The organism is Variovorax xiamenensis, from assembly GCF_050916385.1.
Taxonomy (GTDB): Bacteria; Pseudomonadota; Gammaproteobacteria; order Burkholderiales; family Burkholderiaceae_C; genus Variovorax.
This window is the reverse complement of sequence record NZ_CP139038.1, coordinates 5,141,408-5,155,451: the sequence shown is the minus strand read 5'-3', so window position 1 is coordinate 5,155,451 and position 14,044 is coordinate 5,141,408. Positions and strand designations below refer to the sequence as shown.

13 protein-coding genes are annotated in these 14,044 nt (G+C 69.2%); 6 read left to right on the top strand and 7 right to left on the bottom strand.

All coding sequences use genetic code 11. From position 1 onward, the window contains the following. Positions 1-38 precede the first annotated feature (38 nt). Positions 39-680, top strand: a complete 642-nt coding sequence (locus SFB74_RS23550) for a restriction endonuclease (protein WP_432726713.1) — start codon at positions 39-41, stop codon at positions 678-680. Continuing rightward, complete coding sequence (locus tag SFB74_RS23545; protein WP_432726712.1) at positions 677-988, top strand: 1-deoxy-D-xylulose-5-phosphate synthase; 312 nt, start codon at positions 677-679, stop codon at positions 986-988. The genes SFB74_RS23550 and SFB74_RS23545 overlap by 4 nt, the downstream gene beginning before the upstream one ends. Positions 989-1,037: 49 nt before the next feature. On the opposite strand, the gene SFB74_RS23540 is transcribed toward SFB74_RS23545, so the two are convergent. Beyond that, positions 1,038-2,819 carry a YadA family autotransporter adhesin gene (locus SFB74_RS23540; protein ID WP_432726711.1) on the bottom strand — a complete coding sequence of 594 codons (1,782 nt, stop codon included), beginning with the start codon at positions 2,817-2,819 and terminating at the stop codon, positions 1,038-1,040. 231 nt (positions 2,820-3,050) lie between these two features. Here SFB74_RS23540 and SFB74_RS23535 point away from each other — a divergent pair, with 231 nt between their 5' ends. After that, a complete protein-coding gene (locus tag SFB74_RS23535) occupies positions 3,051-3,983 on the top strand; it encodes a hypothetical protein (protein ID WP_432726710.1) in 933 nt (310 codons plus the stop codon). Between the two features lie 21 nt (positions 3,984-4,004). Here the strand turns inward: SFB74_RS23535 and SFB74_RS23530 are convergent, their stop codons facing one another. Further along, a complete protein-coding gene (locus SFB74_RS23530) occupies positions 4,005-5,027 on the bottom strand; it encodes a GlxA family transcriptional regulator (protein WP_432726709.1) in 1,023 nt (340 codons plus the stop codon). A 42-nt stretch (positions 5,028-5,069) separates the two neighbouring features. Between SFB74_RS23530 and SFB74_RS23525 the strand changes: the two genes are divergently transcribed. Beyond that, a complete protein-coding gene (locus tag SFB74_RS23525) occupies positions 5,070-6,230 on the top strand; it encodes a DJ-1/PfpI family protein (protein WP_432726708.1) in 1,161 nt (386 codons plus the stop codon). A 92-nt stretch (positions 6,231-6,322) separates the two neighbouring features. Continuing rightward, positions 6,323-7,960, top strand: a complete 1,638-nt coding sequence (locus SFB74_RS23520) for a phospholipase D family protein (RefSeq protein WP_432726707.1) — start codon at positions 6,323-6,325, stop codon at positions 7,958-7,960. A 30-nt stretch (positions 7,961-7,990) separates the two neighbouring features. Here SFB74_RS23520 and SFB74_RS23515 read toward each other — a convergent pair whose 3' ends face one another. Beyond that, a complete protein-coding gene (locus tag SFB74_RS23515) occupies positions 7,991-9,898 on the bottom strand; it encodes a GspE/PulE family protein (protein ID WP_432726706.1) in 1,908 nt (635 codons plus the stop codon). A gap of 106 nt (positions 9,899-10,004) precedes the next feature. Beyond that, positions 10,005-10,373, bottom strand: a complete 369-nt coding sequence (locus SFB74_RS23510) for a tetratricopeptide repeat protein (protein ID WP_432726705.1) — start codon at positions 10,371-10,373, stop codon at positions 10,005-10,007. A gap of 120 nt (positions 10,374-10,493) precedes the next feature. Between SFB74_RS23510 and SFB74_RS23505 the strand changes: the two genes are divergently transcribed. Then, the gene (locus SFB74_RS23505; RefSeq protein ID WP_432726704.1) at positions 10,494-10,841 is read left to right on the top strand and encodes a hypothetical protein; all 348 of its coding nucleotides are present in this window, start codon (positions 10,494-10,496) and stop codon (positions 10,839-10,841) included. A 22-nt stretch (positions 10,842-10,863) separates the two neighbouring features. On the opposite strand, the gene SFB74_RS23500 is transcribed toward SFB74_RS23505, so the two are convergent. Genes SFB74_RS23500 through SFB74_RS23490 form a run of 3 tightly spaced genes read right to left on the bottom strand, consistent with a single transcriptional unit; the run spans position 10,864 to position 14,039 of the window. Then, positions 10,864-11,325, bottom strand: a complete 462-nt coding sequence (locus SFB74_RS23500) for a GNAT family N-acetyltransferase (RefSeq protein ID WP_093200438.1) — start codon at positions 11,323-11,325, stop codon at positions 10,864-10,866. A 60-nt stretch (positions 11,326-11,385) separates the two neighbouring features. Next, positions 11,386-12,339, bottom strand: a complete 954-nt coding sequence (locus SFB74_RS23495; protein ID WP_432726703.1) for a CobW family GTP-binding protein — start codon at positions 12,337-12,339, stop codon at positions 11,386-11,388. Next, positions 12,339-14,039, bottom strand: coding sequence for an amidohydrolase (locus tag SFB74_RS23490; protein WP_432726702.1), 1,701 nt, complete (start codon positions 14,037-14,039; stop codon positions 12,339-12,341). Before SFB74_RS23490 ends, SFB74_RS23495 begins: the two co-directional genes overlap by 1 nt. Positions 14,040-14,044 lie beyond the last annotated feature (5 nt).

Here is a 14,044-nt window from a genome sequence, read left to right as displayed (position 1 = left end):
CAGGAGGGAACAACATGGCTGGGTTTTGGCGGAGGAGCGTGGCCAAGTCGCAGGAAGAAAAACCTGCAAGGGCCGAGTCGACAGCAAGCGGTGCGAGGCCGGAGCCCCGAGGCGGATGGTCGCCGCAGGTCTTCGACGACATCGAGTGGCGTCGTTTCGAGGCGCTTTGCGAGGCACTGTTCGCACAGGCGGGCGTGCGCACGGAGAGCCAGTCGCACGGGGCCGATGGCGGCATCGACATCTGGCTGTATTCGGCCAACAGCCCGAAGCCGATGATCGTCCAGTGCAAGCACTGGCGCAGCAAGCCGGTTGGCGTGCAGCACATGCGAGAGTTCTTCGGCGTTCTCAAGTCGCATGACCTGCAGTACGGCACATTCGCCACCAGCTCGACCTTCACATCCGAAGCGCTGACGTTTGCCAAGACCAACGGCATCAACGCCCAGGACCGTCACGGGCTGTTGCAGCTCATTTCGAGGCGCACGCCCGAGCAGCAGGCTTCGCTTCTTGGAGTGGCGTACGAGGGCGACTACTGGAGGCCCACATGCGTCAAATGCGGCGTGAAGATGGTAGAGCGCCAGCCGAAGGACGGTGGCAATCCCTTCTGGGGCTGCACCAACTTCGCAAAGTTGAGATGCATGAACAAGATGCAGATGGCGGGCAGCAAGGGGGCAACATCATGAAGAACCGCATCATGTATGTCGAAGCGAAATCGGGCGGGCTGACAGGTCCGGCCCGTATCGGCCGGGTCACCAGCTCGAAGTCAGGGGCAACCCTGTACTACGGAGGAAAGGCCTTTCGCAGCCTCAAGGGCAGCGGGTTCAAGTCGAACTACTTCGACGTGGAAACCGGCGAGCACTATTGGATCTCGGGGCCCAGGCGAGATGGGAAGGACGCGCTCTACTCGACTCACATTCGGCCCGTCATCGATGACGATGTCCGGGACGAGTACTGGTTGAGGGTCCGCGGAAAGACAGCGTCGCGTTCCTAGAAGATTTCGGTCGCTACGGCCTTCTTCGCCTTGTCGTCAGCGTTGCACCTCACCACGCATACCCCGCCTGCACCCGCGCAGCAACCCTGCTCCCGCTCCCACTGCTCGTAGCCGTCGAAACCCCCACCCCCAGGTTCAGGTTGTCGTTGACCTGATACCCGAACGCAAGGCCCACGGCCGACGCGCCCGCGTAGTTGCCCACGGCCGCGCCCATCCATTTCTTTCCTGCAGCCAGCGTCGGCATCGACGGCATGGCCAATGCAGCCGCCACGCCTTGTGCGGCGAATGCATTGGCCTGGCTGGTCGCGTTGGCCACGGCCTGCTGCAGCTGGTTGACGTTGACGGCGTCGGTGCCCAGCACGCCGGGCGCGACATTCGTGATGCCGCGCAACTGGTTGGTGGCTGCGTTGCCGACCGACACGGTGTTGTCGCGGTCCGCTACCGAGCCCTGGCCCAGTGCCACTGCGTTGCTGCCGCTGGCCAGCGTGCTGGCGCCCAGCGCGACGGCGTTGTTGCCGGTGGCGACCGCGTTGTTGCCGACGGCGGTGGTGGGGTCGGCCAGCGCCTTCGCGCCCGCCCCGATGGCGACCGAGCCCGCGTGGCTGGCCTGCGCACCGTTGCCGACGGCCACGGTGTTCTCTCCGTTGGCCTGCGCGTTGGTGCCCATCGAGGTGCTGCCTGCGCCGCTGGCGCCGGCGCCCGGCCCGCACGCCACGGAGCCGCTCGCGCTCACCGCGCACACGCCGCTGGAAAGCGCCTGGTTCATCAGCGACTGCAGCGCGCTGACCTGCTGCACGGTGAAGTTGTTGGCCGTGGTGATGGCCGTCTGCTGCGCCTGCTGCACCTGGCCGAGGTTGGCCGCGTCGGTGCTCGCCTGCCCGGCGGCCACGTTGTTGATGACGGTGCCCGCGCCGCCGTTGGCGTTGAGCTGCAGCGCGGTGCCGCCCGCGCCGTACTGCGCCGAGTTCTGCGCGAGGCCCAGGGCCGAGTTGGAGGTCTGCTGCACCGTGTAGAGCTGGCTGCCGTTGACGGCATCGGTGCTGGTGGCGTTCACCGCGCCCGCGCTCACGTTGACGAGGGTGCGCGTCTGGCCCGCCGAGCCGAAGGAAACGGTGTTCGCCGCGGTGGCGATCGAATTGGCCCCGATGGCCACGCTGTTGGTCGCGCCGGCGGCGACCTGGCTGCCCGAGCCGAGTGCCACGCTGCCCGTCGCCAGCGCGGCTGCGCCAGCCGATCCGCCATACGCGCCGCCGATCGCGGTGCTGCCGTTGCCCGAGGCCACCGCGCCCTGGGTGGTGCCCGAGGCGCTGCCGATGGCGATCGCCGAGGTGCCCGACGCCTGCGCGCCGCTGCCGCCGGTCTGGCCGGCGAAGCCGCAGCATCCGAGGCCGCCCGTGCCTCCCGCGCCGACGGCGATGGCGCCGCTGGCCGAGGCGTTGGCGCCGCTGCCTCCGGTGCCACCAGAGCCGCCCGCCGTTCCTTCGCCGCCGGTTCCGCCACCGCCGATGGCTGTCGCGCCGCCCGCGCTGGCGCTGGCTCCCGCGCCGCCCGAGCCGCCGGTTCCTCCGGAGTTGGCCGGGCCGCCGTTGCCGCCGGCTCCCACCGCGGTTGAGCCGTCCGCCGAGGCGACCGCCGCGGCGCCGCCGCTTGCGCCCGCTCCGCCGGAATCGGCCGGTCCCGCGCTGCCGCCCGTCCCGCCGGCGAATCCGTCGGCGCAGGCGCTGCCTGCCGCCAGCAGGGCGATGGCGGGCCAGCAACGCAGCACCTGCCGCAGCCGGCGGCTTCCTGTGACTTCCGCGGGAGCGCCGCTGGCATCGGCCTGAGTGGGCATGGTGTTTCCTGTGATGAGGGGAAAGAGGGAACGAGCGGGACGCACGAACGAATGAACGCGGGCGAGTGTGTCGTTTTGTTTTCAGCGCATCCATACCCGAAAACAAGTAAATCCGGCCCGACCGGCAGCGGCGGAGCGCCCGCCCAGCGGTGACTGCGTGACCAATTCATGGGAGGCAAAAAGTATTCATTCGAAAGAGACTCGTCGCCTCCAGTTTTCAAGGTGCCGCGCATGCCCAGACTCGCCGACTACATCCGCCAGAACTTCCCCATCGAGCTGCAACTGGCCAAGGTCCGTCACGCGATCCAGTTCGCAGAGGGGCTCGGCATGGGGCTGATGAACCAGGACCTGACGCCCGAGAGGTGCCAGGAGATCGTCGACCAGGTGGTGCTCAAGCCCGCCGCCGGCGCCCATCGCCATGTGCGCTTCGTCGGCTTCGACCAGGCCCGCGTCAACGAGCTGGGGGCCTGCCTCGACACCGCCCTGGCGATGCTGCGCAAGGCCAGGGCCGATGTCGGCCTGCACACATGGCCCGGCAAGACGAACTACGAGACCATCTTCGGCTCGCGTGCCTGGCACGGCAGCAGCGCCACCCGCAAGGCGGGCGTTGCCGCCGGCAATGCGGCGGCCGAATCCGGCTTCGTGTCGCGCTCGAAGTACGTGCGCGACAAGCTCGCCCAGATGGAGACCGACCTGAACGATCCGCGCTGGATGCTCTACGACAGCAACGAGAGAGGCGACGCCGCGGCATTGAAGGGCGGTCGCGGCGGCTATCTCATGGCGATCGGGCCGGCGTTTCCCAAGGGCGCGGCCGGCCACTTCCACGCCGGCGTGCTGATCCACGAGGTGGGCCACAACCTCGGGCTCGCCGATGTCTGCGGCGAGTGCCAGCAGCACCGGCTGCTGCTGGATGCCGCGCACTACACGCCCAGAGCCGATGCCGACATTCCGCAGTGCACCGGCAACAACGCCCATGGACCGCTGGCGGCTTCAGGCAGGGGGCACTTCATCGGATCGAAGCAGGTGAAGCGCCTTGCGGAGCGGCACAAGAACGCCACCATCTACAACACCGATTCCTACCGCTGGTACTGCTACGCCTTCTTCAGGAACGAGGTGGACGCGGGCATCGCAAGGCACAAGGAGCTGTCGGCTGCGGCAGCCTGAGGTGTCGCGCCGCGCGCCTGCTCACCGGCGGGCGGAGCCGCCTTCGTCGCGATAGGCCTGCGGCGTCTGCCCGTGCTGCCTCGCGAACGCGCGCTGCAATGCATCCACCGAGCGGAAGCCGCTGCGGCCCGCGATCTTCTCCTGCGTCCAGCCCGTCTGCCGCAGCAGCTGCGCGGCGGTGGCCACGCGGGTCTGCTCGACGAAGCGCGCAGGCGTGCAGCCGGTCTGGGCCGCGAAGGCGCGCGCGAAGTTGCGCGGGCTCATGCGCGCACGCGCGGCCATCGCCTCGACCGACAGGTCTTCCTGCGGATGCGTGCCTATCCACGCGACCAGCTCGCGCAGCCGGTGGCTGGCCGTGGCCTGCGCCTCCAGTGCCTGGCTCAGCTGCGGCTGCTCGCCGCCGCGCAGCATCGGCAGCGCCAGCGTGCGGGCGATGTCCATCGACACCGCATGACCCAGGTCGTCCTCCACCAGGGCCAGCGCGAGCTCGATGCCGGTGGTGACGCCGGCCGAGGTCCACATCGGGCCGTCCTGCACGTAGATGCGCTCGCGCTGCACGCGCACCTGCGGGCGCAGCTCCTGCAGCATGTCGCAGGCGCTCCAGTGCGTGGTGGCCTCGCGGCCGTCGAGCAGGCCGGCGGCGGCGAGCGCGAAGGCGCCGGTGCATACGCTTCCCACGCGTCGCACGCGCGGCGCGACTTCGGCGATCCACGCGCTCACGTTCTGCTCGAGGATGGCGAAGCGCACCGAAGGCTCGTCGCCGCCGGCCACGATCAGCGTGTCGATCTCCGCCGGCAACTGACGCAGCGCCAGCGTGCCGGCGAAGCTCAGCCCGCCGTTGGTGAGCACGCTGCCGCCTGCCGGCGACGCGATGTGCAGGCGGTAGGTGCCGGGGCGCATCTGCTCGGCCTTGCTGAAGACGCTGGCCGGGCCGGCGATGTCGATGGCCTCGACGCCGTCGAACGCGACCAGCACCACGACGCCGGCGGCGCCATGTCTGGCAGGAACCGCGGCTTCTTCGTCATTGTTGGGCAGGGTGGGCATTCGTACTCTCAGGGCATTGCCTGCAGTCATGGAGAAACGTCGATGTTCACCGGGTCATTTTCACGCGTGCTGGCCGTCGCCGGCATGGCGGTGCTTGTTCTGGCGGGATGCTCCGCCGGCGCGCCGCTGCCGCCACCGCCGCGCGACGACGCGGCCGCGCTCCAGCGCGACCAGCAGGCCTTCGTCGATGCGATGAAGCCGCGCAACCCGGGCGGCAGCCGGGCGGTGATCGCCGTGCTCGCCTCCAACGACGGCACCGAAATGACCGACCTGCTGCTGCCGTACGCGGTGCTCAGCCGCGCCGACATCGCCGATGTGCGCATCGTGGCACCGCGCGCCGGCCGCGTCGACCTGTTCCCCGCGCTGCAGGTCGATGGCGCGCAGGACTTCGCGAGCTTCGACCGCGCGCATCCCGGGGGCGCCGACTACGTGATCGTCCCCGCGATGCTGAAGGACGATGCACCCGACATCACCGGCTGGCTGAAGCGGCAGGCGCAGCAGGGCGCACGGGTGGTCGGCGTGTGTTCGGGCGCGCTGGTGGTGGGGCAGGCCGGCCTGCTCGATGGCCGGCGCTTCGCGGGCCACTGGTACGACCGCGGCACGCTGCTGGGGCGCCACGCCGGCTCGACGCACGTGCCGCATCGCCGCTACGTGGTGGACCGCGGCGTGGCCACCACCACCGGCATCACCGCGTCGGTGCCCACGATGCTGGCGCTGGTGGAGTCCATCGGCGGGCGCGAGAAAGCCTCCGCGCTCGCGGCCGAACTGGGCGTGGCCTCGTGGAGCCCGGTGCACGACAGCACGCCCTTCGGCCTCGACGCTGGCAAGCGCATGAACTACCTGCTCAACAAGGCCGCGTTCTGGCGCGGCGAACGCTGGAAGGTCGACGTGCGCGACGGCATGGACGATGTGTCGCTCGCGCTCGCCACCGATGCATGGGAGCGCACCGGGCGCGTGCGCGTCGAGGCCGTGTCGCCCTCGGGGCCGGTCAGGCTGCGCAGCGGACTGGTGCTGGTGGCACGGCCGGCCATCGCCGGCGACGACGCGCCCCGGCTGCCCTTGTCGGCCACGCTCAAGCCGGTGCCGCAGCTGGACCGCACGCTGTGCGAGATCGCCGGCCGCCACGGCGGTGCGCGCCGCGACTGGGTGATGCAGGAGATGGAGTACCCGGCGCAGCAGGGCGCCGCCGCCTGCACGGGCTGACGCGCGGCGGGCCGCGTCATACTCTCGGCCGGATCGTTCCTCCCCCTGCGGGATGGGACGAAGCCCCAACCGACAAGCCGGGAGTAGAAGAAATGATGACCGCATGCTGGCGTGCGCCCGTTGCCGCACTGGCGCTCGTGTTCTCGATGCTGATGAGCGCATGTTCCACCCTGCCGCTCCCGGTGTCGGACCGGCCCGTCGCAGCCATCGCCGACTACACGGACACGCCGCTCGACGCGATCACGCGCAGGGTTCTGCCCGCGAGCGAGCAGGCGGACGGCCGCTCGGGCTTCCAGCTGCTGCCCTACGGCCCCACGTCCTTCGCCACCCGCATCGAGCTCGCGAAGCTCGCCACGCGCAGCCTCGACGTGCAGTACTACCTGCTGGCCGCCGACAACACCGGCCGCGCCCTGATGCGCGAGCTGCGCGACGCGGCGCAGCGCGGCGTGCGCGTGCGGCTGCTGGTGGACGACCTCTACACCACCGGCGAGGACGACCTGCTGCTCGCGCTCGCGAGCTATCCCAACGTGCAGGTGCGCCTGTTCAACCCCTTTCCCGGCGGGCGCGGCAGCGACCTGACGCGCTTCATCAGCTCGGGGCTGGAGTTCGGCCGCATCAACCGGCGCATGCACAACAAGCTCTTCGTGGCCGACAACGTCGCGGCCGTGGCGGGCGGGCGCAACATGGCCGACGAGTACGTGATGAATGCCTCCGGCAGCAACTTCGTCGACATGGACGTGTTCGCGGCCGGCCCGGTGGTGCGACAGCTGTCCGACGAGTTCGACCACTACTGGAACAGCACCGTCGTCTACCCCGTGGGCCGCATCGCCAGCAGCGCTCTCACGCCCGAGCAGCTGCGGCAGAACTTCGACAGGCTCACCGCTGCGGCCAAGCCGCCGCAGGCGCCGCGCATTCCGCCGGACGGCAGGATCGCGAACCCGGTGGAAGGCGAACCGTCGCTGCTGCCGCAGGAAATGCTGCCCATGCTCAACCTGCCCTTCGAGCTGGGCGAGGGCCAGCTCAGCCCGCTGCTGTGGGCCCGTGCGCGGGTGCTGTTCGATCCGCTTTCCAAGACCGCGGGCCTGAACGAGCGCGAGAACTCCATCAAGGGCACGGTGACCGAAGGCGTGATCCAGTGGTTCCGCACCTCGCGCTCGAGCATCAAGATGGTGTCGCCGTACTTCGTTCCATCGGATGCGGCCGTGGCCAGCCTCGCGGAGGCGCAGGCAGCGGGCATCAAGGTCGAGCTGGTCACCAACTCGCTGGCTTCCACCGACGAGCCGTGGGTGTACGTGGGCTACTGGCCGCACATACACGAGCTGCTGAAGGCGGGCGTGGCCATCTACGAGCTGAGCCCCACGCTGAGCGTGAAGCGCGGCAAGCTCGGCATCTTCGGCCACCGCACCGGCGCCCTCCACATGAAGAACGGCATCGTCGACCACAAGGAAGTGTTCCTCGGCTCGATGAACCTCGACCCGCGCTCGGCCCACCTCAACACCGAACTGGGGCTCATCATCGAAAGCCCGCAGATGGCGAAGCAGCTCGACAGCTTTGCCGATGCCGGCAGCGCCTACCGGCTGCGGCTCGATGCCAGTGGCCGCGACATCGAGTGGATCGAGGAAGACGAGAACGGCGCGCAGACGGCCTTCGACGTGCCGCCCGAGACCACCGCGTGGCAGCGCCTCAAGCTGCGGCTGATCGCGCCCTTCATTCCGCAGAGCCAGCTGTAGCCCCGGCGCTGCCGCGGCGCCCGCAGCCGCTCACAGGTTGCTGGTCGCGCGCACTTCCTCGATGCTGGTCTGCCCGGCCAGCACCTTCTCGATGCCGTCCTGGCGCAGCGTGCGCATGCCTTCCTGCAGCGCGGCCTGCTGGAGCTCTTCGGCGCGGGCGCCGGTCTGCACCAGCCGCCGCAGCGTCCTCGACATGCTCATCAGCTCGTGGATGCCCACGCGGCCCTTGAAGCCGGTGTCGCCGCAATGCTTGCAACCCTTGCTGGTGTAGGTGTGCAGCCGCCCGTCGCGGCCATGGCGCTGCACCCAGCCGGCCAGCACCGCCTGGCGCTGCGCCGCGTCGCGCTGCTGCTCGGGGCCGAAGGCGTGCATGTAGTCGTCCAGCAGTTCGCCGATGGCCTCGGGGCTCGCGGGCGTGCCGGTGGTGCATTGCGTGCACAGGCGCCGCACCAGCCGCTGCGCGAGCACGGCCAGCAGCGAGTCGGCGAAGTTGAACGGGTCCATGCCCATGTCGAGCAGGCGCGTGACGGTCTCGGGCGCGCTGTTGGTGTGCAGCGTCGAGAGCACGAGGTGGCCCGTCAGCGAGGCTTCGATGGCGGTCTTGGCGGTTTCCTCGTCGCGGATCTCGCCGACCATGATCACGTCCGGGTCGGCGCGCACGAAGGCGCGCAGCGCCTTGGCGAAGGTCCAGTCGATGCGCGGGTTGATCTGCACCTGCCGCAGCCCGGTCTGCGTGATTTCCACCGGGTCTTCGGCGGTCCAGATCTTGCGCTCGGGCGTGTTGATGTGCATCAACGCCGAGTGCAGCGTGGTCGTCTTGCCCGAGCCCGTGGGGCCCACGCACAGCACCATGCCGTAGGGGCGCTCGACCGCCTTGGTCAGCTGCGCGAAGTTGTCGGGCGACAGGCCAAGCCGGTCCATCGGAATGGGCTTGGCCGAGGCCAGGATGCGCATCACGACGTCTTCGAGGCCGTTGTTGGTGGGAATGGTCGCCACGCGCAGCTCGATGCGGTGCTGCGGCGAGTACCTGGCGAAGTTGATCTTGCCGTCCTGCGGGTTGCGCTTTTCGCTGATGTCCAGGTCGCACATGATCTTGATGCGCGCGACGATCGCGTTGCGATAGCTCGGCGGCAACTCGAGGTAGGTGTGCAGCAGTCCGTCGCGGCGGAAGCGGATGCGCGTCTTTTCCTGGCCGGGATAGCTCTCGATGTGGATGTCGGAAACGCCGTCGCGGTGCGCCTCGACGATCATGCTGTTGATCATGCGCACCAGCGAGTTGTCGGACTGCTCGATGGGCGCTTCGCTCACCGACGGTGGGGCGGAGACTTCCTTTTCCAGCGTCTGCAGCAGCTCGCTCGTGCCGGCCACGTCGAAGTCCAGCGGCTGGCTGGGGTCGAGGCTGGCCGCGAAGGGGTTGGGCGCGGCGCCGGTGTGCTCGCCGATCTTCTCGTAGACCGTGTTCAGCACACCGTCGAGGTCCAGGCACTGGCCGACCACCGGCGTGACCTTCATCTGCGCGACGAACTCGACTTCGTCGAGCGCCGAATGCCGGCTGGTCGGATCGTCGATGGCCACGATGAGCCGCCCCTCGTGCAGCATCAGCGGCATGATCTGCAGGCGCCGCGCCACCGCGTGCGGCAGCTTGCGCAGCGCCTCGGCCGCCGGGGGAAAGAGGTGCAGGTTGACCAGCGGATAGCCCATCTTGCGCACCAGCGCCGTCTGCAGCTGGCCCCGGCTCACCACGCCCATGCGCACCAGCGTCTCGCCCAGCGGCACCATCGGGTCCTGCTTCTGCCGGTCCAGCCCGGCGCGAAGCTGTTCCTGGGTGACCATGCCCAGCGAGATCAGCGCCTCGCCGATGCGCGCGATGGGCGTGCGGCTCTGGGCGTCGAGCGCGTTCAGCAACTGCTCTGGCATGACGACTTCGTTGATGGGCATTTTGGGCGTTCTCCTCACTGGGTTTCGAATACGAATCGTAGAGCGTGATCGGGCCGCTTGCCACTCGTTCGTCCGCTGAGTACGCAAGTACTCAGGCTGCTTCGACTCAGCTTGCGCAAGGCGCGGCGGGTGGGGTGGGCCTGAGCCGTTTCAGGCGCACGTTCAGCTCCTTCACGAGCTGGAGCTCGCCGCGCCGCTGCGCCACTTCGAGCCCCTTGGCGAACGCCGACTCGGCCTGTGCCGCGTCGCCGAGCGAGAGCGCGACGAGGCCCTGCAGTCGGTGGGCGGCGGTGAAGTCCGGGTCGAAGGCGAGTGCTTTCTCGAGATGCGCCAGCGCTGTTCGCGGATCGTCGCGCCGGTGATACGCGAGCGCGAGGCTCATGCGAAGCAGCGCGCCGTCGCGGCCGGCGGCGAGCATGCGTTCCAGTGCATCGGGCGATGGACCGGGGACGGCGGACGTGGTCTGGGTGTTCATGAAGGCGTATCGGATTGGCTGCGGCACAGCATAGCCACGGGAATTTCCGGCAGCGGTCTGCTTGCCGAATTTCCTTTCGTCCTACGCGCTCGGGCCGCCGCCTGCACAAGCATGCACACGATGCGTTCACTGATGATGATTCTCGCCATGACCGTGGGGTTGAACGGGCTCGGCACGGCAGCATGGGCCGAGCCGATCAAGCTGCCCGTCGACAGCGACGAGAAGGGCTCCGTCTACGTCGCCCCCAACGTCAACTCCACCGAGACCTCGGCCACCGTCAACGGCGCCACGATCGGCGTACAGCGGCCCGACGGCAGCGGCACCTACATCGGCACCGACACCTCCACGCCCCGTCCCACGTACTCGCTGGGCGCGAGCACCGGAGGCAACACCTCCTTCTCGGGCGGCGTGCAGTCGGACGGCAAGAACAACAACGGCGTGAAGGCCGGCGTGACGATCAGGTATTGAGCAAAGAAAGAGGTCGCGAGCCTCAGACCAGCGTGCCGTACACGATGAAGCCGTCGTGCGTCGCGACCTTGTCGTAGAGCGTGCGGCCTGCCGTGTTGGTCACGTGCGTCTGCCAGTACACGCGATGGCCGCCCGCGAGCTTCACGCGCTCGTACACGCCGTTGATCAGTTGCCGGCCGACGCCCCTGCCGCGTTCCGAAGGCAGCGTGAACAGGTCCTGCAGGTAGCAGGTCGGCTCCAGCCGTGTGGTGCTGCGGTGGTACAGGTAGTGGGTGAGCCCGACCAGTTGCCCGTCGCGCTCGGCCACCAGCGCATGCACCGGCTCGTAGGCGTCGAAGAAGCGCTGCCAGGTGGCCTGCGTGATCTCGTCGGCGAGGGCGGTCGGGCCCTCGCGTCCGTAGAAGGCGTTGTAGCCGTCCCAGAGCGGCTTCCATGCCGCGTAGTCGTCGGGCGTCGGTGGGCGGATCAGTAGGGAGGAACTCATGTCGTCGGTGGCCTGCACGTTGGAAAACGTGCGATTGCAACACGACGGGCGCGGCAGCGCTCAGGCGGCGAAGAATTCCTTCAGCATCTTTTCAGGCAACTGCCCTTGCAGGCCGATGGCGACGACGCCGGCGCTGGCCAGCCCCGAAGGCGGCGCGGCCCTGCGCAGCGAACCGTGGCGGCCCGCGTACTGGACTTCGGACCACTCGTCGCCGCCGGTGCCGTGGCCGGTGCGCAGCAGGCCCTTGAGCCGCAGCACGCCCGGCGGCATCTCGCGCAGCCAGGCGCGCAGCGTGGCGGCCGGGATCGTCGCCTCGGGCTGCGCGCTCCAGGTCTGGAAGATCGCACCGTGGTCGGGCGACTCATGATCGTGGTCGTGGTCGCAATCCGGGCCGCATGCATGCGGCGCGAGGGCGGATTGCGGCAACCCCGACAGCAGCGCCAGCGACACCGCCGCCTCCGTGGTCTCGATGCACGGCGTGCCCGGTGCGTTGGCTTCCACCCAGGCCTTCGCTGCGGCCAGTGCGTCGGCCGATGCGATGTCTGCCTTGTTCAGCACCACGAGATCAGCCGATTTCAGCTGCCGCGCCAGCGTGTCGGCCAGCAGCGGATCGGCCGACTGTCGCGCGGCCACGCTCGCATCCACCATCACGATCACGCCCTCGAGGCTCAGCTCCGGCGCGGCCATGCCGATCTGCGCGATGCGCCACGGGTCCGACACGCCGCTGGCCTCGATCACCACAGCGTCGAAAGGCGTCTTCGCCTCGATCACCTCCACCAGCGCGCGGCCCAGGTCATCGCCGATCTGGCAGCACACGCAGCCGTTGGTCAGCGCGGTGGTGTCGCCGTGCGTGGCGGCGATCAGGTCGGCGTCGATGTTGAGCGCGCCGAAGTCGTTCACCAGCACCGCCATGCGCAGGCCCTTCGCCTCGCGCAGCCAGCGGTTGAGCAGCGTGGTCTTGCCCGCGCCGAGAAAACCGCCAATGACGGTGAACGGAAGTCGCCTTGCCGGCATCACGCGTCCTGGCCCCCCTGACCCCTCTGCGCCTCGAACACGCGGCCCGACAGCACCGTGCCCCACACGCGCGCGTCCTTCAGCGCCATCGGGTCCATCTCCAGCGGGTCGTCTTCCAGCACGCAGAAGTCGGCGCGCTTGCCGCATTCGATGCTGCCGATCTCGCCGTCGAGCTTCAGCGTCCATGCCGCGCCGAGCGTGATGGCGCGCAGCGCCTGCGGCACGGTGATGCGCTCGGCCTCGCCCAGCAGCCGGCCCTTGGGCGTGATGCGGTTCACGGCGCACCATGCAGTGAATAGCGGCCCGAGCGGCGTCACCGGCGCGTCGGAATGAATGGCCAGCGGCACGCCTGCCGCGAGCGCGCTGCCGCAGGCGTCGAGCCGGTTGGCGCGGTCCGGGCCCATGGTCATCTCGTAGTGCTGGTCGCCCCAGTACCAGATGTGGTTGGCGAACAGGTTGGCACACAGGCCCAGCGACGCCATGCGGCGGAACAGCGGCGCGTCGATCATCTGCCCATGCTGCAGCGTGTGGCGGTGGTCGGGGCGCGGCGCGCGCGCCAGCACCCGCTCGATGGCATCGATGGCCACCTCGCTGGCCTCGTCGCCGTTGGTGTGCGTGTGAATGGTGAGGCCCGCGCGGTGGTAGGTCTCGAAGTCGGCCTCGTACTGCGCGGGCGCGGTCACCCAGATGCCGTTGGGCGCGCCGTTGAAATGCCCCGGCCAGCGCAGCCGCGCCGAGAAGCCCTGGATCGATCCGTCGAGCATCATCTTCACCAGGCCGTAGCGCAGCCGGTCGGTGTTGCGCGGCATCAGCGACTTCACATGCTCCGCGCCCTGCGCGGCGCCGTGCGTGCCGTGGAATGCCTGGAACGCGGGCAGGATGCGCACGCCGAAGCCGTTGTCGCCCGTGGCCTTCTCCAGCACGTCGCAGTCCTCGGGCGTGAGCTTGTTGACCAGGTCGGTCGCGGTGGTCACGCCCTGCAGGCAGGCCAGCCGCGCGAAGGAGCGCACGCCGGCCTCGGTCATCGGCGCGAGCAGGCCGGCGTTGCCGATCTTGCGCAGCACCAGGAACATCGCGGCCGGCTCCTGCAGCTCGCCGGTGGGTTCGCCCTCGCTCTCGCCGTCCGCGAACTTGACCACGCCTTCCACCTCGTTGTCGCGCGTGATCTCTGCGATGCGCAGCATCGCGCTGTTGACGTTCATCAGGTGGCCGTTGGCGTGGCCGATGACGATGGGTCGCGTGCTGCTCGCGCGGTCCACATGCCGCACCGTCATGCGCTCGCCGCCGAAGTAGATCGGATCGAAGCCCCAGGCGACGAGCGGTTCGCTGTCGGGAATGCCGTCGGCCGTCATCTTCGCTGCCACCTCGCTCAGCCGCGAGACCACCTCGTCCATCGAGCGCAGGCCGCTCCACACCTTGCCCTCGGGGTCGCGGCGGTCGAACCAGCCGAGGTACGTCCAGTCCCACATGCTGCCTTCCTTCAGGTGGCAGTGGCCCTCGACGAGGCCGGGCATCAGCACCTTGCCGGCGAAGCGCTCGTCGAGCGTGAAGGGGCCCCAGCCCTGCATGCCCGCGAGCGCGCCGACGGCCAGCACGCGGCCGTCGCGCACCGCCACGTGGGTGGCGTGCGGCTGCATCGGGTTCATGGTGATGATCTTGCGGGCGGCGTAGATGGTGGTCGTGTTGTTCGCTTGGCTCATGGCAT

Excerpts from the sequence above, each read along its gene's own strand:
- SFB74_RS23500 (WP_093200438.1), bottom strand. The coding sequence starts at position 11,325 with ATGAGTTCCTCCCTACTGATCCGCCCACCGACGCCCGACGACTACGCG.
- SFB74_RS23540 (WP_432726711.1), bottom strand. The coding sequence starts at position 2,819 with ATGCCCACTCAGGCCGATGCCAGCGGCGCTCCCGCGGAAGTCACAGGA.
- SFB74_RS23495 (WP_432726703.1), bottom strand. The coding sequence starts at position 12,339 with ATGCCGGCAAGGCGACTTCCGTTCACCGTCATTGGCGGTTTTCTCGGC.
- SFB74_RS23530 (WP_432726709.1), bottom strand. The coding sequence starts at position 5,027 with ATGCCCACCCTGCCCAACAATGACGAAGAAGCCGCGGTTCCTGCCAGA.
- SFB74_RS23510 (WP_432726705.1), bottom strand. The coding sequence starts at position 10,373 with ATGAACACCCAGACCACGTCCGCCGTCCCCGGTCCATCGCCCGATGCA.
- SFB74_RS23525 (WP_432726708.1), top strand. The coding sequence starts at position 5,070 with ATGTTCACCGGGTCATTTTCACGCGTGCTGGCCGTCGCCGGCATGGCG.
- SFB74_RS23515 (WP_432726706.1), bottom strand. The coding sequence starts at position 9,898 with ATGCCCATCAACGAAGTCGTCATGCCAGAGCAGTTGCTGAACGCGCTC.
- SFB74_RS23505 (WP_432726704.1), top strand. The coding sequence starts at position 10,494 with ATGCGTTCACTGATGATGATTCTCGCCATGACCGTGGGGTTGAACGGG.
- SFB74_RS23490 (WP_432726702.1), bottom strand. The coding sequence starts at position 14,039 with ATGAGCCAAGCGAACAACACGACCACCATCTACGCCGCCCGCAAGATC.
- SFB74_RS23520 (WP_432726707.1), top strand. The coding sequence starts at position 6,323 with ATGATGACCGCATGCTGGCGTGCGCCCGTTGCCGCACTGGCGCTCGTG.
- SFB74_RS23535 (WP_432726710.1), top strand. The coding sequence starts at position 3,051 with ATGCCCAGACTCGCCGACTACATCCGCCAGAACTTCCCCATCGAGCTG.
- SFB74_RS23545 (WP_432726712.1), top strand. The coding sequence starts at position 677 with ATGAAGAACCGCATCATGTATGTCGAAGCGAAATCGGGCGGGCTGACA.